Annotated in this window: 18 protein-coding genes; 9 read left to right on the forward strand and 9 right to left on the reverse strand. The window is 58.2% G+C overall.

Annotation, left to right across the window (positions count from 1 at the left end; all coding sequences use genetic code 11):
- Positions 1–8: 8 nt before the first annotated feature.
- The 6 genes from AB4N76_RS18475 to AB4N76_RS18500 all read right to left on the reverse strand — a co-directional run bounded on the left by AB4N76_RS18475 (position 9) and on the right by AB4N76_RS18500 (position 8,821).
- Positions 9–938: an ABC transporter permease subunit gene (locus tag AB4N76_RS18475; protein WP_408980958.1), complete on the reverse strand. Its 930-nt coding sequence runs from the start codon at positions 936–938 to the stop codon at positions 9–11.
- A 4-nt stretch (positions 939–942) separates the two neighbouring features.
- Positions 943–1,953, reverse strand: coding sequence for an ABC transporter permease subunit (locus tag AB4N76_RS18480; RefSeq protein ID WP_258667725.1), 1,011 nt, complete (start codon positions 1,951–1,953; stop codon positions 943–945).
- Between the two features lie 74 nt (positions 1,954–2,027).
- Positions 2,028–3,623 carry an ABC transporter substrate-binding protein gene (locus AB4N76_RS18485; protein WP_077430883.1) on the reverse strand — a complete coding sequence of 532 codons (1,596 nt, stop codon included), beginning with the start codon at positions 3,621–3,623 and terminating at the stop codon, positions 2,028–2,030.
- Positions 3,624–3,701: 78 nt separating this feature from the next.
- Positions 3,702–5,114 (reverse strand): OprD family porin, encoded by a 1,413-nt coding sequence (locus AB4N76_RS18490; RefSeq protein ID WP_046026858.1) that lies wholly within the window; start codon positions 5,112–5,114, stop codon positions 3,702–3,704.
- 173 nt (positions 5,115–5,287) lie between these two features.
- The gene (locus AB4N76_RS18495; protein ID WP_077430882.1) at positions 5,288–6,889 is read right to left on the reverse strand and encodes an ABC transporter substrate-binding protein; all 1,602 of its coding nucleotides are present in this window, start codon (positions 6,887–6,889) and stop codon (positions 5,288–5,290) included.
- Between the two features lie 306 nt (positions 6,890–7,195).
- Positions 7,196–8,821, reverse strand: coding sequence for an ABC transporter substrate-binding protein (locus AB4N76_RS18500; protein ID WP_046026856.1), 1,626 nt, complete (start codon positions 8,819–8,821; stop codon positions 7,196–7,198).
- A gap of 1,172 nt (positions 8,822–9,993) precedes the next feature.
- Here AB4N76_RS18500 and AB4N76_RS18505 point away from each other — a divergent pair.
- From AB4N76_RS18505 to AB4N76_RS18515, 3 genes are all read left to right on the forward strand, one after another.
- Positions 9,994–10,299 carry an IS3 family transposase gene (locus AB4N76_RS18505; RefSeq protein WP_046033372.1) on the forward strand — a complete coding sequence of 102 codons (306 nt, stop codon included), beginning with the start codon at positions 9,994–9,996 and terminating at the stop codon, positions 10,297–10,299.
- Entirely contained in the window at positions 10,296–11,132 is an 837-nt protein-coding gene (locus tag AB4N76_RS18510; RefSeq protein ID WP_223525384.1) for an IS3 family transposase, read from the forward strand. Before AB4N76_RS18505 ends, AB4N76_RS18510 begins: the two co-directional genes overlap by 4 nt.
- Before the next feature lie 484 nt (positions 11,133–11,616).
- Positions 11,617–11,982 (forward strand): DUF6124 family protein, encoded by a 366-nt coding sequence (locus AB4N76_RS18515; protein WP_460163363.1) that lies wholly within the window; start codon positions 11,617–11,619, stop codon positions 11,980–11,982.
- A 107-nt stretch (positions 11,983–12,089) separates the two neighbouring features.
- Here the strand turns inward: AB4N76_RS18515 and AB4N76_RS18520 are convergent, their stop codons facing one another.
- A complete protein-coding gene (locus tag AB4N76_RS18520; RefSeq protein WP_046026854.1) occupies positions 12,090–12,806 on the reverse strand; it encodes an SIMPL domain-containing protein in 717 nt (238 codons plus the stop codon).
- Between the two features lie 255 nt (positions 12,807–13,061).
- Between AB4N76_RS18520 and AB4N76_RS18525 the strand changes: the two genes are divergently transcribed.
- The 4 genes from AB4N76_RS18525 (at position 13,062) to AB4N76_RS18540 (ending at position 17,641) form a co-directional block, all read left to right on the forward strand.
- Positions 13,062–14,324 carry an ATP-binding protein gene (locus AB4N76_RS18525; RefSeq protein WP_046026853.1) on the forward strand — a complete coding sequence of 421 codons (1,263 nt, stop codon included), beginning with the start codon at positions 13,062–13,064 and terminating at the stop codon, positions 14,322–14,324.
- Positions 14,317–14,877: a response regulator transcription factor gene (locus AB4N76_RS18530; protein WP_046026852.1), complete on the forward strand. Its 561-nt coding sequence runs from the start codon at positions 14,317–14,319 to the stop codon at positions 14,875–14,877. Before AB4N76_RS18525 ends, AB4N76_RS18530 begins: the two co-directional genes overlap by 8 nt.
- 98 nt (positions 14,878–14,975) lie before the next feature.
- A complete protein-coding gene (locus AB4N76_RS18535) occupies positions 14,976–16,703 on the forward strand; it encodes an ABC transporter ATP-binding protein/permease (RefSeq protein WP_046026851.1) in 1,728 nt (575 codons plus the stop codon).
- Between the two features lie 188 nt (positions 16,704–16,891).
- Positions 16,892–17,641 carry a FadR/GntR family transcriptional regulator gene (locus tag AB4N76_RS18540; RefSeq protein ID WP_175648959.1) on the forward strand — a complete coding sequence of 250 codons (750 nt, stop codon included), beginning with the start codon at positions 16,892–16,894 and terminating at the stop codon, positions 17,639–17,641.
- A gap of 156 nt (positions 17,642–17,797) precedes the next feature.
- On the opposite strand, the gene AB4N76_RS18545 is transcribed toward AB4N76_RS18540, so the two are convergent.
- Together AB4N76_RS18545 and AB4N76_RS18550 are read right to left on the reverse strand one after the other, a co-directional pair.
- Complete coding sequence (locus AB4N76_RS18545; protein ID WP_460163364.1) at positions 17,798–17,989, reverse strand: hypothetical protein; 192 nt, start codon at positions 17,987–17,989, stop codon at positions 17,798–17,800.
- A gap of 14 nt (positions 17,990–18,003) precedes the next feature.
- Complete coding sequence (locus tag AB4N76_RS18550; RefSeq protein ID WP_460163365.1) at positions 18,004–19,305, reverse strand: phospholipase; 1,302 nt, start codon at positions 19,303–19,305, stop codon at positions 18,004–18,006.
- A gap of 241 nt (positions 19,306–19,546) precedes the next feature.
- Between AB4N76_RS18550 and kdgD the strand changes: the two genes are divergently transcribed.
- Both kdgD and AB4N76_RS18560 read left to right on the forward strand, forming a co-directional pair.
- Positions 19,547–20,458 (forward strand): 5-dehydro-4-deoxyglucarate dehydratase, encoded by a 912-nt coding sequence (gene kdgD, locus AB4N76_RS18555; RefSeq protein WP_046026848.1) that lies wholly within the window; start codon positions 19,547–19,549, stop codon positions 20,456–20,458.
- A 61-nt stretch (positions 20,459–20,519) separates the two neighbouring features.
- Positions 20,520–21,965, forward strand: coding sequence for an aldehyde dehydrogenase family protein (locus tag AB4N76_RS18560; RefSeq protein ID WP_046026847.1), 1,446 nt, complete (start codon positions 20,520–20,522; stop codon positions 21,963–21,965).
- The last annotated feature ends 34 nt before the right edge of the window (positions 21,966–21,999 follow it).

Here is a 21,999-nt window from a genome sequence, read left to right on the forward strand (position 1 = left end):
GAATCTCCTCAGGCGGCGTTCTTGAGTTTCGGGTCCAGCGCATCGCGCAGGCCGTCGCCCATCAAGTTGATTGCCAGCACGCTGAGCAAAATGGTCAAACCCGGCAGGCTGACCACCCACCAGGCGCGTTCGATGTAGTCGCGAGCCGAAGCCAGCATGGTGCCCCACTCAGGGGTTGGCGGTTGTACGCCAAGGCCGAGGAAGCCCAGTGCCGCGGCATCGAGAATCGCCGAAGAGAAGCTCAAGGTCGCCTGAACGATCAGCGGTGCCATGCAGTTCGGCAGCACGGTGATGAACATCAGGCGCGGCAACGTGGCACCGGCCAGACGGGCGGCGGTCACGTAATCGCGGTTCAGTTCGCCCATCACCGCCGCGCGGGTCAGTCGAACATAGGACGGCAGGGACACCACGGCGATGGCGATCACGGTGTTGATCAGGCCAGGGCCGAGGATGGCGACAATCGCCACGGCCAGCAGCAGCGACGGCAGCGCCAGCATGATGTCCATCAGACGCATGATGGTCGGGCCCAGAAGGCGCGGGAAGAAACCGGCGAACAGACCCAGCAGGATCCCCGGAATCAACGACATCACCACCGACGACAAGCCGATCATCAGCGACAGGCGCGAGCCCGTGATCAGGCGCGACAGCAGGTCGCGACCCAGTTCATCGGTGCCGAGCAGGAACTGGATCTGCCCACCTTCCAGCCAGGCTGGCGGGGTCAGCAGGAAATCGCGGTATTGCTCGCTCGGGTTATGCGGGGCAACCCATGGCGCGAAGATCGCGCAGAAAATCACCAGCAACATGAACATCAGGCCGGCAACGGCGCCTTTGTTTTTGGAGAACGCTTGCCAGAATTCTTTGTACGGGGACGGGTACAGCAGGCTTTGATCGACTGCTACCGCTTGATTTTGAGTTGAAGCTGGAGTGGTCATGGTCATGATCTCAGCGCTGGTGACGGATGCGTGGGTTGGCAAAGCCGTAGAGGATGTCCACTACGAAGTTGACCACAATCACCAGGCAGGCGATTAGCAGGATGCCGTTTTGCACAACGGGATAGTCCCGGGCGCCAATGGCTTCGATCAGCCATTTGCCGATGCCCGGCCACGAGAAGATGGTCTCGGTCAGGACCGCACCGGCCAGCAATGTGCCGACTTGCAGGCCGACCACGGTCAGTACCGGAATCAGTGCGTTACGCAAGCCGTGCACGAACACCACGCGCGATGGCGAGAGGCCCTTGGCGCGGGCGGTACGGATGTAGTCTTCACGCAGCACTTCGAGCATCGACGAACGGGTCATCCGCGCGATAACGGCCAGCGGGATAGTGCCCAGCACGATGGCCGGCAGGATCAGGTGATGCAGGGCATCGAGGAACGCACCGACGTCATCGGCCAGCAGCGTGTCGATCAGCATGAAGCCGGTGCGCGGCTCGATGTCATAGAGCAGGTCGATCCGCCCGGACACCGGGGTCCAGCCCAGGCTCACCGAGAAGAACATGATCAGGATCAGGCCCCACCAGAAGATCGGCATCGAGTACCCCGCCAGGGAGACGCCCATCACCCCATGGTCGAACAGGGATCCTCGCTTGAGTGCCGCGATCACCCCGGCCAGAAGGCCCAGGATGCCGGCGAACAACAGGGCGGCCATGGACAGTTCCAGGGTCGCGGGGAATAGAGAGGTGAACTCGCTCCACACGCTTTCACGGGTACGCAGCGATTCGCCGAGGTCGCCGTGGGCCAGTTTGCCGATGTAGTCCAGGTACTGGGCATACAGCGGCTTGTTCAGACCAAGGCGTTCCATTGCCTGTGCGTGCATTTCGGGGTCGACGCGACGTTCGCCCATCATGACTTCCACCGGGTCGCCTGGAATCATGCGAATCAGCGCGAAAGTCAGCAAGGTGATGCCGAAAAACGTGGGGATCAATAACCCCAATCGGCGGGCAATAAAACTAAACATCTTGTGGTGTACCTCATCAGCCGGTTAGGCGTGCCTGGTGTCCCTGGAGTCAGGGACACCGGGAGTTTTCTTATTTACTTCACCTGGGTGGTGGCGAAGTTATTCGTGGTAAGCGGGCTAATGTGATAGCCCTCTACGTTGTTGCGCATTGCAGTAAACATACGGGTGTGCGCCATGCTGATCCATGGCTGGTCCTGATTGAAAACCTCCTGGGCTTGCTCGTAGAGCGCTGCACGTTCCGTCGGGTTCACTTTAGCTCGGGCTTCGTCGATCAGCGTCTGGAATTTCTCGTTGCACCAGCGCGCGTAGTTTTCGCCGTTCTTGGCTGCTTCGCAACTCAGCATAGGCGTCAGGAAGTTATCCGGGTCGCCGTTATCGCCCGCCCATCCGGCGGAAACCATGTCGTGCTCGCCGTTTTTCGCACGTTTGAGCATTTCGCCCCATTCCATGACGCGAATGTCGATCTTGATGCCGACCTTGGCCAGGTCAGCCTGCATCATCTGCGCGCCCAGCATCGGGTTCGGGTTGGTCGGCCCGCCGCCGTTACGGGTGAACAGTGTAAACGTTGTGCCTTCCGGTACGCCTGCTTCCTTGAGCAAGGCGCGGGCCTTGTCCAAGTCACGCGGCGGGTTGGTCAGCTTGTGGTTGTAGCCCAGCAGGGTGTCCGGGTACGGGTTGACCGCCACAGTCGCGTTGCCTTTGCCGAACAGCGCGTTGACATAGGCCGCCTTGTCGAACGCGATGTCGATGGCTTTACGCACGCGCACATCACTCATGTACTTGTGCGAGGTGTTCATCGCGATGTAGGAAACGGTCATCGCGTTCAGCTCATCAACCTTGAGGTTGGTGTCTTTCTTGATGCTCGGGATGTCATCCGGTTTCGGATACAGCGCGATCTGGCACTCGTTGGCCTTGAGTTTTTGCAGGCGCACGTTGTTGTCGGTCGCAATCGCCAGAATCAACGCGTCTGCCGGTGGCTTGCCACGGAAGTACTCCGGGTTGGCCTTGAAGCGAACTTGCGCGTCCTTGTTATAGCGCTGGAACACGAACGGGCCGGTGCCGACCGGTTTGTTGTTCAGGTCGCCGGCCTTGTTGGCCTTGAGCAACTGGTCAGCGTACTCGGCGGAGTAGATCGAGGAGAAGGCCATGGCAATGTCAGCCAGGAATGGCGCTTCGCGACGGGTCAGGGTGAACTTGACCGTGTTGTCGTCGACTTTTTCTACGCTTTTGAGCAGTTCTTTAAAGCCCATGCTTTCAAAGTACGGGAAGCCCACGCTCGACAGTTTGTGCCATGGGTGGTTTGGGTCCAGTTGACGCTGGAAGCTCCAGACTACGTCGTCGGCGTTCATGTCGCGGGTCGGCTTGAAGTAATCGGTGGTGTGAAACTTGACGCCTTTGCGCAGGTGGAACGTGTAGCTCAGACCGTCTTCACTGATGTCCCAGGAGTCGGCCAGCGCCGGAATCACCTCGGTGGTGCCGGGCTTGAAGTCCGCCAGGCGATTGAAGATGGTTTCGGCCACTGCATCGGCGGTGACTGCAGTTGTGTACTGGACCATATCGAAGCCTTCCGGACTGGCTTCGGTGCAGACCACCAGGGGTTTGGCCGAGACACCAACAGCGACACTCAGCAACGCGGCAGCGATGGCCGCACGTAGGGGAAGCATTTTCATCAAGAACCCTCTGCAATCGGTTAAAGGACAAAACCCCAACGGCCGATTCGTCACTGAATCAGCCGGTGGGCAGGTGCATTACAGAATATTGAACGGAATAGTGGTCACGAGACGGAACTCGTTGATGCTGCCATCACCCTGGTTTTCACTGGCGCGGTGAGCGGTGTAGGTCGCGCGAACAGTGGTGGCCTTGAGCGGGCCGCTTTGAATGGCGTAGGTAGAACCGATGCCGTATTCGTAGTGGGTTTCGCCGTCCATGTTCTTCACGTCGTAGGCAGTACCGGTGTAGTGAGTACCGTCGATGCCCCAGCCGCGAGCTTGGTAGATGTTGAACTTCAGGCCTGGCACGCCGTATTCGGCCATGTTCAGACCGTAGGCAACCTGGAAGGATTTCTCGTTCGGGCCGTTGAAGTCCGACAACAGGGAGTTGGCCAGGTAGATGCCGTTGGTTTCGTGCAGGTAGTCGAAGTACTCGTTACCGTTAATTTCCTGGTACGAGAAGGTCAGGGTGTGAGCCTGGTGAGTCAGGCCGAACGACAGGGAGCCGGCCTGGTTGTCGATTTCGCCCAGCAGCTTTTTACCTTCATCGACGGTCTTGTAGTAGTTCAGGCCGGTGGTCAGGCTCAGTACCGAGCTGTCACCCAATACGTGGCTGGCGCCGAAGTAGTACTGGTTCCACAAGTCTTCAGCCTGGGTGCCCCAGAAGCTGGTGGTCAGGCTGGCGAATGGCTGGTAGGTGATACCGCCGGTGTTCACGTGGTCGGCTTCGGCGCTGCTGGTGCCGTATTCGGAACGGAACTTGCGCAGGCTCTCTTCGGTACGCGGTGAGTTGCGGTCGAAGGTGCCCAGGTCGAAAGCCAGGTTGTTCAGCTCTTCGCTGTGGACTGCGACGCCCTGGAAGCTCGAAGGCAGCGCACGGTTACCGATCACATCAACCTGCGGGCTGCTGAAGTTCATGCGGCCGGCAGTCAGCGTGGTGTTGGAGACGCGCGCCTTGACGTTGGCCAGGCCCAGTTTGCTCCACTGGCCTTGAGCGTCGCCGCCTTCCTTGGTCAGGGTACGGTTGTTGCCAGCGCCTGGACGAGAAGTCGGTGCGCCACCGTTGTTGGAGGCCAGGTTCTCACGGTCGCGTTCAAGCGCGACAGCGTTGTAGGCCGCCACTTCAGTGCTGAAACCCACGGTCCCTTCAGTGAAGCCGGAGTTGTACTTGATGATGGTGCCTTGAACCCAGTTGATACGACGATCTGTCGGGGTGGCTACACCGTCTTTGCGGTAGGTGAACTTGCCGCCGCGGTGCAGTTGTTCGTTGGCGTACCAGTTGCGCGTGGTGCCGCTGATGGATTGGCCTTCGACAAAGCCGGTTGCGTCGGCTTGTGCGCTTTTGGTGTTGACCGTCACCGGGGTGAATTCCTGGCTCTGGGTTTCTGCGTAAGCCGTGGCGGTTACGCTGCTGATGGCCAAGGCCAATAACGCGGTGCTGCTCAGTTTCATGGGTGAAGCTCCTTACTTTCTTTTTTTTATACCGGTCTTTTTTTTGGTGATCCGGCTATTTGGTTTAGAACTCATATAAGGCATCGCAAACGTTTGCTGTAGGCCGAATCGGCGAATTACGGCAATACGTTTGCATGAGGGCGCACTGCGCCCCCAGCGTTCTGGCTAATCGGTTATTGGTCGATACTGACGCCCGAGAACACGTTGCGGCCGAAGGGGCTGACTTTGAACCCTTCGACTTTGGCGCTTAACGGCTGGTTAACCGTCGAGTGGGCGACTGGCGTGATCGGCACCTGCTGTTTGAGGTACTGCTGCGCCTGTTTGTAGAGCACGGTGCGCTGGTCACGGTCGGTGACGACCTTGGCCTGCTTGATCAGCTTGTCGTAAGCCGGATCACACCACATGGAGTAGTTGTTGCCACCAATGGCGTCGCAGCTGTAAAGCGTGCCGAGCCAGTTGTCCGGGTCCCCATTGTCCCCGGTCCAGCCGATGAGGCTGATGTCGTGCTCGCCATTCTTGGTGCGCTTGATGTACTCGCCCCATTCATAGCTGACAATCTTCACGTTGAGACCGATTTTCGCCCAGTCAGCCTGGAGCATTTCGGCCATCAACTTGGCGTTCGGGTTGTAAGGGCGCTGAACGGGCATCGCCCACAGAGTGATTTCGGTGCCTTCTTTCACGCCGGCAGCCTTGAGCAGTTCCTTGGCTTTTTCCGGGTTATAGGCGGCGTCCTTGATCGTCTCGTCGTAGGACCATTGCGTTGGTGGCATGGCGTTGACGGCCAGTTGACCGGCACCCTGATAGACGGCCTTGAGAATGCTTTGTTTGTTCACCGCCATGTCGAGCGCCTGGCGCACTTCGAGCTGGTCGAAAGGCTTGTGCCGAACGTTGTAGGCGATGTAGCCGAGGTTGAAGCCAGGCTTCTCGATCAGCTTGAGTTTTGTGTCGCTTTTCAGTGCCTCCACATCCGCAGGGCGCGGGTGCAGGGTGATCTGGCACTCGTTGGCCTTGAGTTTCTGCACGCGTACCGAGGCGTCGGTATTGATGGCGAAAATCAGGTTGTCGAGCTTGACCCGGCTGGGGTCCCAGTACTGCTTGTTGCCGGTGTAACGGATGTTGGAGTCTTTCTGGTAGCTCTTGAAGACAAACGGGCCAGTGCCGATCGGCTTCTGGTTGATATCGCTCGGCTTGCCTTCGGCCAGCAGTTTGTCGGCGTACTCGGCGGACAGGATGGCGGCGAAACTCATGGCGATGTTCTGGATGAACGCGGCGTCGACGCTGTTGAGCGTCATGACCACGGTCAAGGGCCCGGTCTTTTCGACCTTGGCGATGTTCTTGTTCAGGCTCATCCCGTTGAAATACGGGAACTCGGTCGGATAAGCCTTACGGAATGGTTGTTGTGGGTCGAGCATGCGATTAAACGTGAACAGCACGTCATCGGCGTTGAAATCACGGGTCGGCGTGAAGTATTGGGTGCCATGAAACTTCACCCCTTCGCGCAGGTGAAACGTGTACTTAAGGCCGTCCTCGGAAATATCCCAGCTCGTGGCCAGGCCCGGTACGACGTTGGTCGCGCCTTTTTCAAACTCTGCCAGTCGGTTGTACAGCGGCTCGGCGGCGTCGTTATCGGTCGCAGTGGTGTACTGCGCCGTGTCGAAACCGGCGGGGCTGCCTTCGGAGCAGAACACCAGGCTGTTATTGGCGGCCTGGCTCATGGAAGTGGCGGCCAACAGGCCGGTGCCCAGTAATGCGGATAAAACCAAGGTATGGCGCATGACGCTCCCTCTTGTATTGACGAGTGTTTTGACAATGAGCCGCCGTCCCGTCCTGGGACGTGGAGGATCACTGATTTCAAACCCTGCGGGCGGCAATAACCGAGAACCCACACATAAGCTGGTCAGAACCCGACGGTAGGGGCCGTGGGTCTGGCAGTAAATGCGTAGAGTCCTAAAGACTCGTAGGAAATGGCAACGCGTCCGACACCACCGCAGTAGTACGCGGCGGAATTGGATGTAAGAGTTTTCCTACTTTCTCGGCAGATAAAACAACGGCGACGTCAGAAACGTCGCCGTTGCAACACCTTATTTGCTGACGCTGACGCCGTAGAAGGAGTTCAAGCCAAACGGGCTGATCTTGAAATCCTGCACTTCGTTGCGCATAGGTTGGAACACCGTCGAGTGAGCGATAGGTGTCATTGGAACGGCGTCTTTGAGGACGTGTTGCGCTTGTTTGTACAGTTCGGTGCGCTTGGCCTGATCGGTCGTGCGCTTGGCTTCTTTTACGATGCCGTCGAACTTCTTGTCGCACCATTTGGAGAAGTTGTTGCCTTCCAGCGAATCGCAGCCGAACAGCACGTTCAGCCAGTTGTCCGGATCACCATTGTCACCGCTCCAGCCAATCAGCATTGCCTGGTTCTCGCCACCTTTGGAGCGCTTGATGTACTCGCCCCACTCGTAGCTCTGGATCTTGACCTTGAGGCCGATCTTGGACCAGTCGGACTGCAGCATTTCTGCCATCAGCTTGGCGTTCGGGTTGTATGGACGCTGTACCGGCATCGCCCACAGGACGATTTCGGTGCCTTCCTTCACGCCGGCTTCCTTGAGCAGCTCTTTGGCTTTCTCAGGATCGTACTTGGCATCTTTGATGGTGGTGTCGTAGGACCACTGGGTCGGTGGCATGGCGTTGACGGCCAGTTGGCCGGCGCCCTGGTAAACGGAGTCGATGATCTGTTGCTTGTTGACTGCCATGTCCAGTGCCTGGCGCACTTTCAGTTCAGCCAGCGGGTTGGCGTCGGTTTGACCCTTGACCTTAGGCATCACGTTGTAGGCGATGTAGCCCAGGTTGAAACCGGCCTGATCAGGCACTTTCAGGGACTTGTCTTCTTTCAGCGCCTTCAGGTCGGCCGGACGTGGGAACAGAGTGATCTGGCACTCGCCCTTCTTCAGCTTCTGGATACGCACCGACGGGTCAGTGGTGATGGCGAAGATCAGGTTATCGATCTTCACGTCGTCCGGCTTCCAGTAGTCCTTGTTCCCGGTGTAGCGGATGTTGGAGTCTTTCTGGTAGCTCTTGAACACGAACGGACCAGTGCCGACCGGCTTCTGGTTGATGTCGGCGGCTTTGCCTTCTTTCAGCAGCTGGGCTGCGTACTCGGCGGACTGGAGCGAGGCGAAGCTCATGGCCATGTTCTGGATGAACGCGGCATCAACTTCCTTGAGGGTGAACTTGACGGTTTTGTCGTCGACTTTATCGATCTTGGTGATGTTGGTGTCCATCCCCATGTCGGTGAAGTACGGGAATTCGGTCGGGTACGCCTTACGGAACGGATCATCCTTGTTAATCATGCGATTAAAGGTGAACAGCACGTCGTCGGCGTTGAAATCACGAGTCGGCTTGAAGTACGGGGTGGTGTGGAACTTGACGCCGTCGCGCAGGTGGAAGGTGTACGTCAGGCCGTCCGGGGAAATATCCCAGCTGGTCGCCAGACCAGGAATGACAGCGGTGCCGCCACGTTCGAACTGGGTGAGGCGGTTGAACATGGTTTCTGCAGAGGCGTCGAAGTCGGTCCCGGTGGTGTATTGACCTGGGTCGAAACCGGCCGGGCTCCCTTCGGAGCAGAACACCAGGTTAGTCGCGGCTTGGGCGAAGGGTGCGGCAGCTAGCATGCTGGCGCCGACTAAAAACGGAATGACCGCGTGTTTAAGCATGGTGGCCTCATGATTGTTGTCATTTTTGGAATTAGAGGACGACCTCGTGAGTCGACCTGCGGATACTTATGCAGGGGCCGTACCCAATGCAAGATGCAGAGCGACCACAGGCGTTAAACAGTGGCACGTACGTACCTTAATGTCGCATTTGTATAAATTCACGCGCATTTGACCGTTTGCGCGGGTTTTTTTCGGTGCAACCGGCGCACCGGTGCGGGGCATTTGGCGGGGATTGCGCACCCGGTTGGAGCGTGGTGTTACTTATTTATACCCACGCTTTGCGGGCTGAATGTGTTGGGTGGGGGACTGTTTGGGATTGAGAATGTTTTGCGCCGGGGTGGGTTGCTGTTGAGTTTGGGGCTGTGTGGTAGGTATTTGTTGTTTAACGGGTTTGTTGTGGGTTCGGATGCAGTTTGACTGGCAGGTGTTTGTCAGTGGACATCTTGGTTGTTGATCTAATCAGTACATTTGTAGTGACAGTAGGCGCACGGTCGTGGGCTGCGCATTTATGGGTAATACTGGGTGCAACCGTGGTTATTTATTGGTAGCGCCTTTTTTCGATGGCGGCCTGACAGCCGACCAATCTCTTCCTTGGTGTACATATCCATTCCTGCGGTTACGGCCACTTAGGGTTTCGCCCTTACGGCGACTCACTTTTTTTTCAAACGCCAAAAAAAAGTAAGCAAAAAAAGGCTCGCCCCGAGCGTCCGGCCCCTCGCCTAGGCTCGGCGTTCCTTCGCTCCGGTATCCATCCGGGGACACTGCCCTCCGGTCGGCTTCGCTTCGACCTACATGCAGCGTGTTCGACTGCGTCGAACGGCGCTGCGCGCCACTCCCCGGATGAACACCTCCACTCAGCCTCCCGAAGGGGCGGGTGGATCAAGATCAAAAGCGGTAGGCGAGCTAACGCTCGGCCTGATGAGTGGTGAGAAGCGGTCGGTGTACTCATTCCCTGTAGGAGCATGGCTTGCCCGCGATGGTGGCCTGCCAGCCGACCGATCTCTTGCCGGTGTACACATTCCCTGTGGGAGCCGGGCTTGCCCGCGATGGCGGCCTGCCAGCCGACCGATCTCTTGCCGGTGTACACATTCCCTGTGGGAGCCGGGCTGAACTGGCCTAATAATTTCGGACACCTCTTAAGGGCGATATGATTTCGCCAACTTGGAGGCTCCATGAACGAAAGAAAGGTCTATACGCGCGAGTTCAAGCTTCATGCTGCCAGCATGGTGCTTGATGATAACTGCCCGGTTTCAGATGTTTGTGCATCGCTGGATATCGGGCCCACCGCTTTACGGCGCTGGGTCGATCAGGTTCGTAAGGAACGTGAAGGGCAGCCAGTCAAAGGCACCAAGGCAATCACCGAAGATCAGCGCCAGATCCAGGAACTAAAAGCCAAGATCAAGCGCATGGAGATGGAAGCCGATATCCTAAAAAAGGCTACCGCTCTCTTGATGTCGGATCCCGATCGTTTTCGATGATCGCAGAGCTAAGAGAGTCATTCCCGACGGCTGTGGTGTGTCGTGTTTTCGGTGTGAAGCGCAGCAGCTTTTATGAGTGGATTCAGCGACGCGCCAAACCGAGGCGCAAACGCGAAGAGCTCAAGCTGAAAGTAGTTGAGCTGCACAGCGAAAGCCGCGAAGCCATGGGCTCCAGAATGATCAGTAAAGGCCTGAAATCCCAAAGCATTACAGCTGGAAGGAGTCTTGTCAGAGCGCTGATGAGAGAGGCCAATATCGTCAGTAAACAACGCCAGCCTCACCCTTTCAGATCCAAAGGAGTGGAAGCATTTGTCGCGCCCAATCGGCTCAAGCGCAACTTCAAACCGACTGCAATCGATCAGGTTTGGTGTGGCGACGTCACCAGTTTGATGGTGGGCAAACGTTGGGTTCATCTGGCCATCGTGATCGATCTGTATGCCCGAAGGGTTATTGGCTGGGCATTTTCTCTGGTCAATGACGCCAACTTGGTCAGCAAAGCGCTGCGTATGGCGACAGAGGTACGAACGTGTCCTCCTGGACTGATGTTTCACTCAGATCAGGGATGTCAGTACACCAGTCGCAAGTTTCAAGAAGAGCTGCTGCAACACGACATTTTGCAAAGCATGAGTCATCGCGGGCAGTGCTGGGATAATGCGCCGACAGAACGCTTTTTCGGCACGCTCAAGTCAGAGTGGGTGCCTCGTGGCGGTTACAGCCTGATCGAGGAAGCCAAAACCGATATCGTGCGCTTCTTCATGTACTACAACCGCACCAGACTCCATAGCTATAACGACTACCTGTCGCCAATAGCCATGGAGCAAAAAGCGGCATAAACACCGTAATCGGTGTCCGAGATTACTTGACCAGTTCAGGCTTGCCCGCGATGGCGGCCTGCCAGTCGACCGATCTCTAACAGGTGTGCATCAATTGATCGTTCCCACGCTCCGCGTGGGAATGCCGCCGGGGACGCTCCGCGTTCCATTTTTGTGTGTTGAAAGATGTGTAAGAAGCGCAGTGCTTTCCCACGTATTTTTCAGGTTGCCGGGTAGGAAGCCGTGTCTCTAACCTCTGGCTGTCGCTGCAAAATCAGCGACCGGGCGTGAGATCCCCGGCTATTAGTATTCATCTAGCGCCAATGCCACCATAATTGGCGCCAGCTTATCTGCTGCCTGTAAATGCGTTATGGCGGCTGTGTGCGGGCAGACTTCGGTCTGGCCGGGTGCCTACTACCGGTGATCTCACTCTGCACATAGCGGCCACCTCTTCGCCGCTTGAGATCCGGCGAAAGGATGGCTCCCGTTACCAGTAGGAGTTTCCATGGATAAGTCAGTCCCCGATCCACCCATCACTCCCGAAGCCGAAGCCGAAGACTTGCGCACCGAGTCGCTAATCAAAGACCGCGAAGCCATAAAACGCGCTCTCGACTACTACCTCGACCCTCCATCCCAATACACCGAAAACCCCCGCCGCCCCAGCACGATGTACATGATCGCCCCGAACATGGACACCGAAAGCCTGCTGGCCCAAGCCTGCGAATCACTGGCATCTGCCAGCGTCATGACCAGTGATTTCGCCACGAACCTGATCGGCCCGCAGCGTAATACGGCAATGGCGATTCAGCAGATCATCATGCTGGCGGAGTTGGCGGTGAATCGGGCATTGGATAACGTTGATCCGGCATAAAACGCGAGAGCCGTGGATCAGTCGGCACAACATCTGACTGGTTCGCGACGGGCAATAAAAAACGGCGATCACTGGGTGATCGCCGTTTATATGTACGAGCTATTAAATCAAGGCATCAACACTTCAATCGACCCATCCGCCGTCATGCTGACCTGGCTGGTGCCGGCTTCCACATCCGGGGTCACCGGCGCCGAATCCATTGCGGCAGCTTTCATCATCATCGGCCCGCGCATGTAGGGTTGTGGATAACCGTTGCTGTTCAGGTTCAGGTTAACGATTTTGTAGCTCTTGCCGCCCAGTGCATCGGTCGCCAGTTGCGCGCGGGCCTTGAAGGCCGTCACGGCATCTTTGAGCAGCGCGTCTTCACTGGCCTTGCGGGTTGGCGTGGCGATGGCGAAGTCCATGCCGCCCATTTTCAGGTCGGTCAGCAGTTCGCCGGTCAATTTCGACAGGGCGGCAAAGTCGGAGCTTTCCAGGCGCAGTTCGGCGCGTTCGCGCCAGCCGGTGATTTTCTGGCCCTTGGTGTCGTAGATCGGGTAGCTGTTGCGGCTGCCCTGGCGCAAGGTGATGTCTTTGACTTGTTTGGCCTGGGCCAGCGCTTTGTTCATGGTGGTGCTGACGTCGGCGGCGAGTTTGGCCGGGTCGGTGTTTTGTTCTTCGGTGTAGAGGGTCACGATCATCAGGTCGCGAGCCACTTCCTGGCTGACTTCAGCGCGCAGGGCAATCTGGTTGTAGTGCAGCTCGTCGGCGGCCAGGGCCGGGAGGCTGGCGAGGGTGCCAACGCTCAGGGCGAGAAGGGCGGCGCTGCGGCGAAATGTGTGCATGAAAACTCCTTGGGCGGTGCGCAGGTGTCAGGTCCAAGCCTGCGTGAAACCATCAGACTCTAGCTTTAATGATCCGGTTCGCCCAGTTACAACTTCTATACAGATCAACGCGATCGCCTGTAGCAGCTGCCGAAGGCTGCTACAAGGGTTTGTGTTGGCCATTGCCATGTGGCGGTTTGCCGCACTTTTGCCTGCCAGCCCCCGTGCTTGGTTATACTCCGTGCGATCCGCCTGGAGCGCTCATCAGGAGAGCTCATGCTCGCCCCCGTTCAAATCACTTCTGCCACTCGCCAGAACCTCTGGCGGCTGACGTTCATCCGCACGTTAGTGCTCGCCGCTCAGGCCGGTTCCGTGGGGTTGGCCTACTGGCTGGACCTGCTGCCGCTGCCGTGGGTGCAACTGGCAATGACCCTCGCCTGCTCGACGCTGCTGTGCGTATTCACGGCGGTTCGCCTGCGCACGTCGTGGCCGGTGACGGAGCTCGAATACGCGCTGCAGCTGGCCTGCGACCTGTTTATCCACAGCGCCCTGTTGTATTTCTCCGGTGGCTCGACCAACCCGTTCGTCTCTTATTACCTGGTGCCGCTGACCATTGCCGCTGTGACCTTGCCATGGCGTTATTCGGTGATCCTGTCCGGTATCGCATTGACGATGTACACCTTGCTGCTCGCGCGTTTCTATCCGTTGCAAACCTTCCCGATTGCCCGGGAAAACCTGCAGGTCTACGGCATGTGGCTGAGCTTCGCGCTGGCTGCGGCGGTGATTACCTTTTTCGCTGCGCGCATGGCCGAAGAGTTGCGCCGTCAGGAAGAGCTGCGTGCCATTCGTCGCGAGGAAGGCCTGCGTGACCAGCAATTGCTGGCTGTTGCGACGCAAGCGGCTGGTGCGGCTCACGAATTGGGCACGCCGCTGGCGACCATGAGCGTGTTGCTCAAAGAGATGCAACAGGATCATCCAGACCCGATGTTGCAGGATGATCTGAAGGTGCTGCAGGATCAGGTCAAGGCCTGCAAAGAAACCTTGCAGCAACTGGTGCGTGCCGCCGAAGCCAATCGCCGCTTGGCGGTGGAGATGCAGGACGTCACCGACTGGCTCGATGAAGCGCTGAACCGCTGGCACCTGATGCGCCCGGAAGCCAGTTACCGGTTCCAGCGCCTGGGGCAGGGCACCGTGCCGCGCATGGCGCCGCCACCGGACCTGACCCAGGCGTTGCTGAATTTGCTGAACAACGCCGCCGATGCTTGCCCCGAAGGGCTGCAAGTGACGCTGGACTGGGATTTTGAAAACCTGACCATCAGCATTCGTGACCACGGCGCCGGTGTGCCGCTGGCCATCGCCGAGCAGATCGGCAAACCGTTTTTTACCACCAAGGGCAAAGGTTTCGGCCTGGGCCTGTTTTTGAGCAAGGCCAGCGTGACACGCGCCGGCGGCTCAGTGAAACTCTACAGTCATGAGGAAGGCGGCACGCTCACCGAGCTGCGCCTGCCCCGTGTCGCCCGAGGAGACGAACATGAGTGACGATATCCAAGTTGAAGGCGAAGAACTGCCGCATTTGCTGTTGGTCGACGACGATGCCACCTTCACCCGCGTGATGGCACGCGCCATGGCCCGCCGCGGTTTTCGCGTCAGCACTGCAGGCTCTGCCGAAGAAGGCCTGACCATCGCTCAGGCCGATTTGCCGGATTACGCCGCGCTGGACTTGAAAATGGACGGCGACTCGGGTTTGGTCTTGCTGCCCAAACTGCTTGAGCTGGACCCGGAAATGCGCGTGGTGATCCTCACCGGTTATTCGAGCATTGCCACCGCCGTCGAGGCGATCAAGCGCGGCGCCTGCAATTACCTGTGCAAACCGGCCGACGCCGACGACGTGCTGGCTGCGCTGCTGTCCGAGCACGCTGACCTCGATTCCCTGGTGCCGGAAAACCCGATGTCGGTGGACCGTTTGCAGTGGGAACACATCCAGCGCGTACTGACCGAGCACGAAGGCAATATCTCTGCCACCGCTCGCGCCCTGGGCATGCACCGCCGCACCTTGCAGCGCAAACTACAGAAGCGCCCCGTGCGTCGCTGAACGGACGCTGAACGATCATCGTCAGAGTCCTCGCGATAACCCGAGCCGATCTACTATGATCGGTTCGTGCGTGTTCTTTTCTCTATCGAGCCTTATTCATGAATCAGAACGCTGAATATTCCGCGGTCAACGATGCCGTGCGCGGGCAGTTTTTCCGCAAAGTCTGGGCGATTATCACGCCCTATTGGCAAAGTGAAGAGAAGACCAAGGCCTGGACGCTGTTGATTGCAGTGATTGCGCTGTCGCTGATCAGCGTGGGAATCTCGGTGTGGTTCAACACCTGGTACAAGGACTTCTACAACGCCTTGCAAAAGAAAGATGAAGCCGCGTTCTGGCAGCTGATTCTGTATTTCTGCGTGATTGCCGCCGTGGCGATTGTCGGTGCGGTGTACCGGCTTTATCTGACACAGATGCTGACCATCCGCTGGCGAGCCTGGCTGACGGAGAAGCACTTTGCCCGTTGGCTCGGCAACAAAAACTACTACCAGCTGGAGCAGGGCGGTTACACCGATAACCCGGACCAGCGGATTTCCGAAGACCTTAACAACTTCACCTCCAACACCCTTGAGCTGGGTATCGGGCTGCTGCGCAATATCGTCAGCCTGGTGTCGTTCTCGATCATTCTGTGGGGCGTGTCGGGCAGTATTGAAGTCTTCGGTATCACTATTCCCGGCTACATGTTCTGGTGCGTACTGGTTTACGCAGTGGTAGGCAGCTGGTTGACGCATTTGATCGGTCGCCGCTTGATCGGTCTGAACAACCAACAACAACGCTTCGAAGCCGACCTGCGTTTCTCCATGGTACGGATTCGCGAGAATGCCGAAAGCATTGCGTTATATAACGGAGAGCCGAACGAAAATCGTCGGTTGAGCGGCCGCTTCGGAATGGTCTGGCATAACTTCTGGGACATCATGAAAGTGTCCAAACGCCTGACATTCTTTACCGCCGGTTACAGCCAGGCGGCCATCATTTTCCCGTTCATTGTTGCCTCGCCGCGTTACCTCTCCGGCAAGATCGAACTCGGTGAACTGATGCAAATCAGCTCGGCATTCGGCAATGTGCAGGAAAGCTTCAGCTGGTTTATCAGTGCGTATCAGAACCTCGCCTCATGGCGTGCCACCTGTGACCGTCTGCTCAGCTTCCGTCAGGCCATGACCGACAATGAAGAGCGCCAACAGGCCATCGACGTGCAGAATCAGGGCACGGAACTGAAGATCCACAACCTGGGCCTCGATCTGGCGGACGGTCGTCACTTGCTGACCAACGCCGATATGGCGGTGGAAGAGGGCGAGCGTGTCATGCTCAGCGGGCGTTCCGGTAGCGGCAAGTCGACCTTGTTGCGAGCCATGGGGCACTTGTGGCCGCGCGGCCACGGCAGCATTCGCCTGCCATCGGCGCGCTACCTGTTCCTGCCGCAAAAGCCTTATCTGCCGATTGGCAGCCTGCGCGAAGTGCTGAGTTATCCACAGCCTGGCGATACCTATACGCAAGAACGCTACGTTCACGTGCTGGAAACCTGCCGATTGCCGCATCTTGTTGGACGTCTGGATGAAGCCAACCACTGGCAGCGCATGCTCTCGCCGGGTGAGCAACAACGTTTGGCATTTGCCCGCGCGCTGCTGTACGCACCGCAATGGCTGTACATGGACGAAGCGACGTCGGCGATGGACGAAGAGGATGAGGCTTCGTTGTATCAAGCGCTGATCGATGAGTTGCCGGGGCTGAGCATTATCAGCGTCGGGCATCGCAGCAGCCTGAAGCGTTTCCATCCACGGCATGTTCGCATCGAGAACGGCCATTTGGTGGACCAGACAGTAACCGCATAAGCACCACAAATCCCTGTGGGAGCGAGCTTGCTCGCGATGACGGCCTGACATCCAACATCAAAGGTGTCTGACACTCCGCTATCGCGAGCAAGCTCGCTCCCACATGGATAGTGGATGCTGACGGTGATCGTACAACCGCGTTGAGCTATGATGCGGTTTCAGCCGAATTTTCGAGACAGATGTTCACCATGGAAAACCCGATTGACGCACCCCGCCTCCCTCGCAAGCGCCGCAGCCTCGCACAGGAATTGGTGACGGTGCTGTCCGAGCAGATCCGCGACGGTCTTCTCAAGCGCGGCGACAAATTGCCCACTGAGTCGGCGATCATGGACGCCCATGGCGTCAGCCGCACCGTGGTGCGCGAAGCGATTTCCCGCTTGCAGGCAGCCGGGCAGGTGGAAACCCGCCATGGTATCGGCACCTTCGTGCTCGATACGCCAAGCCCGAGCGGCTTCCGTATTGACCCGGCGACGGTGGTGACCCTGCGTGACGTGTTGGCGATTCTGGAATTGCGCATCAGCCTCGAAGTCGAATCCGCCGGCCTCGCCGCGCAACGCCGCAGCCCTGAGCAGTTGGGTCTGATGAGAGCCGCACTGGACGCCCTGAACGAAAGCGCTTCCCACGCCAGCGATGCGGTCGCCTCGGATTTCCAGTTCCACCTGCAAATTGCCCTGGCAACCGGAAACCGCTACTTCACCGACATCATGACCCACCTGGGCACCAGCATCATTCCGCGCACGCGGCTGAACTCGGCGCGCCTGGCCCATGACGACCAGCAGCACTACATGAATCGCCTGAGTCGTGAGCACGAAGAGATTTACGACGCCATCGCTCGCCAGGATTCCGATGCGGCGCGAGCGGCGATGCGTTTGCACTTGACCAATAGCCGTGAGCGGCTGCGTCATGCGCATGAAGAGGCTGAGGCGCAGCGGGGTTAATTTTCTGGTTCGGAGTTTTCTGCTGTCTGCTGGAATGCCATCGCGAGCAAGCTCGGCTCCCACAGTGTCTTGTGTGCGTTCACACGGTTGTGATCGACACAAAACCTGTGGGAGTCGAGCTTGCTCGCGATTGAGCCAGTAGCCCTGATGAAAAAATCAGCCAGTACGCAGGATTGACCGATCCACCCTCACCGCCAACTCCAAAGCCCCAGCCTTGGCATCGAACGCCACAACCCCACGCTCATCCACCACCGCCCGCGCAATCACCCACCCCTTGGACAACAACTCCAGCGGCGCACCCTTCAGCGATTGGCCAGAAGCCAGTTCCAGTTTCAATTTGATAGTCATCTTCGATCTCCTTATCAGACGTTGCCTTTAGGGTTGTAGTCCTTGAGTAGCAAATACGTGCTCCACCCCCACCAGTCGTCGACAGTGGCGGTGTCGTTCAGGTTGTTGACGTCCTTGCGTCGCAGCACTTTGCTGCCCTCGACCCTGAACAGCGGCGAGAAATTACCCGCTGGGTTCAGCACGGCTTGCAGGTCCGGCAGCTTTTTCAAGGCGCTGAAGTTGCTCGGCGATGGAGCGACTCCGCTGAGGTACGTCGCGAAGATCTCATCCGCAGACAGTTGAACCGCTTGATTGACCTGCACGCGGTTGGCGCTGTCGATCGCGTCAAAGTAGCGTTTGTCGCCATAGGCCCGCCATTGGTCGCCATTGCCGTTGCGCACATTGAGGCCGAATTTGCTGTCTTCATCGTGCATGAAACGGGTGATCAACGAGCCCAGGTCGCTGGGTGTGACCACCGCTGCCAATTGCTTGCGCGGTACGCGCAAGTGGCCGGCGGAAAACAGGTCGGTCAGGTAATGATCAGCAAAGGCATTCATCGCGTAGGCGATTTCCAGCTGTTTTTCGTCGCCACTGCTTCTCGCCAGAACCGCTTGCTGCACCGCCGCCGTATGCCCGGCGATGTAGGCCGCCAGCGCCCCTTCGACAAAATGGTCGGTGTTGTTGGCGGCCAATTTCAGATAGCGCCCCAACGGGAACAGGGCCGAGACAAAACTGCCGCCGCCGGTGATCTTGTTCCACTCTTCCGACAACGTATCTCCCAAGGCGTCATAAACCTCGTGAGGTTGTTTGCCTTCCCGGATCGCCTGATTAACGGCGGCGATTTCCTTCTGCATCACGGCGAGGATCTGCTTGGCCTCGGCATTGGCGGTCGGCAGCACAGCGAGTGAATTGAAGGCATTGGCAAAGCGCTGGATACGCTTCGCAGGCGTGGCGCCTTCGCTGACGGGCTGATCGGGAATGCCATAGAAATCACCCCCCAACGCAACCACCTGGCCATAGGTCAGCGCCAGGCCATTGGGCAGGTGCAATTCAACTTGGGCCGCTGGAATGGCCGGGGCATCCTTGACGAAACGCAGCAGCGTGGTGTCGCCGATGGCGGTGTGTTCACCCCCCTCGAAACGTAGCTGTGGCTTGCCTTTCAGAGCACTCGCGGAGGTTGAGGCAGGCGGTTGAGGAGCCGCGATGTGTTGCTCGGCAAGGTGCAGCACTACGTGTTCGTTGGCGCTGACGGTAATGCCGCGTTCAGTAAAAAGATCATCCAGATTGGCAATGACCTGTTTCGGTGTTTCCTGAGGTTTTGTGTGTAGACCTGACATTTCTATCTCCTTGATATGTCGTAGGCAGATTTCAAAATAACTGTATGTATATACAGTTAAATAGATCTTAGCCGAGAAATTTCCTACGTCAAGGAAGGAGCCTCTCCTACATAAAAATGCAGCCGGCGATGAAATGCAGTTGACGGTTGTTATTTAAGTTGTACGATGACCTACAACTTCGGCGCAGGCTGAACGGTTTTCTCACACACACATATACGTTGCTACCCAGGGTGTTCGAATAATGAATCCACAAGAACTGAAGTCCATCCTCTCTTCCGGTCTGCTGTCTTTCCCGGTTACCGATTTCAATGCTCAGGGCGATTTCCATCGCGCGGGCTACATCAAGCGTCTCGAATGGCTGGCCCCATACGGCGCCACGGCGTTGTTCGCCGCAGGCGGTACCGGTGAGTTCTTCTCTCTGGCGGCCAGCGAATATTCGGAAATCATCAAGACGGCCGTCGACACCTGCGAAACCAGCGTGCCGATCCTGGCCGGTGTGGGCGGTTCGACCCGTCAAGCCATCGAATACGCACAGGAAGCCGAGCGTCTGGGCGCCAAAGGCTTGTTGCTGCTGCCGCACTACCTGACCGAAGCCAGCCAGGACGGCGTTGCCGCCCACGTTGAGGCCGTGTGCAAATCGGTAAAAATCGGCGTGGTGGTTTACAACCGTAACGTCTGCCGCCTGACCGCGCCGCTGCTGGAACGTCTGGCCGAGCGCTGCCCGAACCTGATCGGCTACAAGGATGGCCTGGGCGATATCGAGCTGATGGTGTCGATCCGTCGCCGCCTCGGTGACCGTTTCAGCTACCTGGGCGGCTTGCCGACCGCTGAAGTCTACGCCGCTGCCTACAAGGCGTTGGGCGTGCCGGTTTACTCCTCGGCGGTGTTCAACTTCATCCCGAAAACCGCGATGGACTTCTACCACGCGATCGCTCGTGAAGATCACGCCACCGTCGGCAAGATCATCGACGACTTCTTCCTGCCGTACCTGGACATCCGTAACCGCAAGGCCGGTTATGCCGTGAGCATCGTCAAGGCCGGGGCAAAAATTGCCGGCTATGACGCAGGTCCTGTGCGTGCACCGCTGACCGATCTGACCCGCGAAGAGTACGAAATGCTCGCCGCACTGATCGACAAGCAGGGCGCGCAGTAACACTTTCGATTAAGCAAGGCCGCTGACTCGTCAGCGGCCTTTTGCGTGAGGAGAACATCTCGTGGCAGATGCAAAGCGTTTTGATAACTACATCAATGGTGAGTGGGTAGCGGGCAGTGAGTACTGCGCCAATATCAACCCGTCTGAACTGACCGACACCATTGGCAATTACGCCAAGGCCGATCTGGCTCAGGTTCACGCCGCGATCGACGCCGCTCGCGCTGCGTTCCCGGCCTGGTCCGTTTCGGGCATCCAGGCACGTCACGATTCGCTGGATAAAGTAGGTACTGAAATCCTCGCCCGTCGTGAAGAACTCGGCAACTTGCTGGCTCGGGAGGAGGGCAAGACCCTGCCTGAAGCCATTGGTGAAGTGACCCGCGCCGGTAATATTTTCAAGTTTTTCGCCGGTGAATGCCTGCGTCTGTCCGGCGACTACCTGCCGTCGGTACGCCCGGGTGTGAACGTTGAAGTGACCCGCGAAGCGCTCGGCGTGGTTGGCCTGATCACGCCGTGGAACTTCCCGATCGCTATCCCGGCATGGAAAATCGCCCCGGCCCTGGCCTACGGCAACTGCGTGGTGCTCAAGCCGGCCGATCTGGTGCCGGGTTGCGCCTGGGCCCTGGCCGAAATCATCTCCCGCGCAGGCTTCCCGGCCGGTGTGTTCAACCTGGTGATGGGCAGTGGTCGTGTGGTTGGCGATGCGATGGTGCAGAGCCCGAAAGTCGACGGCATCAGCTTCACCGGTTCCGTCGGTGTCGGTCGTCAGATCGCGATCAGCTGTGTGTCGCGTCAGGCCAAGGTTCAGCTGGAAATGGGTGGCAAGAACCCGCAGATCATTCTCGACGACGCCGACCTCAAGCAAGCGGTCGAGCTGTCGGTGCAGAGCGCGTTCTACTCCACCGGCCAGCGTTGCACTGCTTCGAGCCGTTTCATCGTCACCGCCGGCATCCACGACAAGTTCGTCGAAGCCGTGGCCGAACGCATGAAGTCGATCAAGGTCGGCCACGCGTTGAAAGCCGGCACCGACATTGGCCCGGTCGTTTCGCAAGCGCAGCTTGAACAGGACATGAAGTACATCGACATCGGCCAGTCCGAAGGTGCGCGTCTGGTCAGCGGCGGTGGTCTGGTGACCTGCGACACCGAAGGCTACTTCCTCGCGCCAACCCTGTTTGCCGACAGCGAAGCCGCGATGCGCATCAGCCGCGAAGAGATCTTCGGCCCGGTGGCCAACGTGGTTCGCGTCGCGGATTACGAAGCGGCACTGGCCATGGCCAACGACACCGAGTTCGGTCTGTCGGCGGGCATCGCCACCACGTCGTTGAAGTACGCCAACCACTTCAAGCGCCACTCCCAGGCCGGGATGGTGATGGTCAACCTGCCGACCGCTGGCGTGGATTACCACGTTCCATTCGGTGGGCGTAAAGGTTCATCCTATGGATCTCGCGAGCAAGGTCGCTACGCGCAAGAGTTCTACACGGTCGTGAAGACTAGCTACATCGGCTCCTGACACATCGCGGTATCCCCGGATACCGCACTCCCTG

The organism is Pseudomonas sp. S2_F03, from assembly GCF_054668335.1.

What these genes read in the sequence shown, in the direction of transcription:
- AB4N76_RS18490 (WP_046026858.1), bottom strand. Translation starts at nt 5,114, where the DNA reads ATGAAACTGAGCAGCACCGCGTTATTGGCCTTGGCCATCAGCAGCGTA.
- AB4N76_RS18545 (WP_460163364.1), bottom strand. Translation starts at nt 17,989, where the DNA reads ATGACTATCAAATTGAAACTGGAACTGGCTTCTGGCCAATCGCTGAAG.
- AB4N76_RS18505 (WP_046033372.1), top strand. Translation starts at nt 9,994, where the DNA reads ATGAACGAAAGAAAGGTCTATACGCGCGAGTTCAAGCTTCATGCTGCC.
- AB4N76_RS18475 (WP_408980958.1), bottom strand. Translation starts at nt 938, where the DNA reads ATGACCATGACCACTCCAGCTTCAACTCAAAATCAAGCGGTAGCAGTC.
- AB4N76_RS18535 (WP_046026851.1), top strand. Translation starts at nt 14,976, where the DNA reads ATGAATCAGAACGCTGAATATTCCGCGGTCAACGATGCCGTGCGCGGG.
- AB4N76_RS18520 (WP_046026854.1), bottom strand. Translation starts at nt 12,806, where the DNA reads ATGCACACATTTCGCCGCAGCGCCGCCCTTCTCGCCCTGAGCGTTGGC.
- kdgD (WP_046026848.1), top strand. Translation starts at nt 19,547, where the DNA reads ATGAATCCACAAGAACTGAAGTCCATCCTCTCTTCCGGTCTGCTGTCT.
- AB4N76_RS18495 (WP_077430882.1), bottom strand. Translation starts at nt 6,889, where the DNA reads ATGCGCCATACCTTGGTTTTATCCGCATTACTGGGCACCGGCCTGTTG.
- AB4N76_RS18540 (WP_175648959.1), top strand. Translation starts at nt 16,892, where the DNA reads ATGGAAAACCCGATTGACGCACCCCGCCTCCCTCGCAAGCGCCGCAGC.
- AB4N76_RS18515 (WP_460163363.1), top strand. Translation starts at nt 11,617, where the DNA reads ATGGATAAGTCAGTCCCCGATCCACCCATCACTCCCGAAGCCGAAGCC.
- AB4N76_RS18510 (WP_223525384.1), top strand. Translation starts at nt 10,296, where the DNA reads ATGATCGCAGAGCTAAGAGAGTCATTCCCGACGGCTGTGGTGTGTCGT.
- AB4N76_RS18550 (WP_460163365.1), bottom strand. Translation starts at nt 19,305, where the DNA reads ATGTCAGGTCTACACACAAAACCTCAGGAAACACCGAAACAGGTCATT.
- AB4N76_RS18480 (WP_258667725.1), bottom strand. Translation starts at nt 1,953, where the DNA reads ATGTTTAGTTTTATTGCCCGCCGATTGGGGTTATTGATCCCCACGTTT.
- AB4N76_RS18500 (WP_046026856.1), bottom strand. Translation starts at nt 8,821, where the DNA reads ATGCTTAAACACGCGGTCATTCCGTTTTTAGTCGGCGCCAGCATGCTA.
- AB4N76_RS18485 (WP_077430883.1), bottom strand. Translation starts at nt 3,623, where the DNA reads ATGAAAATGCTTCCCCTACGTGCGGCCATCGCTGCCGCGTTGCTGAGT.
- AB4N76_RS18530 (WP_046026852.1), top strand. Translation starts at nt 14,317, where the DNA reads ATGAGTGACGATATCCAAGTTGAAGGCGAAGAACTGCCGCATTTGCTG.
- AB4N76_RS18525 (WP_046026853.1), top strand. Translation starts at nt 13,062, where the DNA reads ATGCTCGCCCCCGTTCAAATCACTTCTGCCACTCGCCAGAACCTCTGG.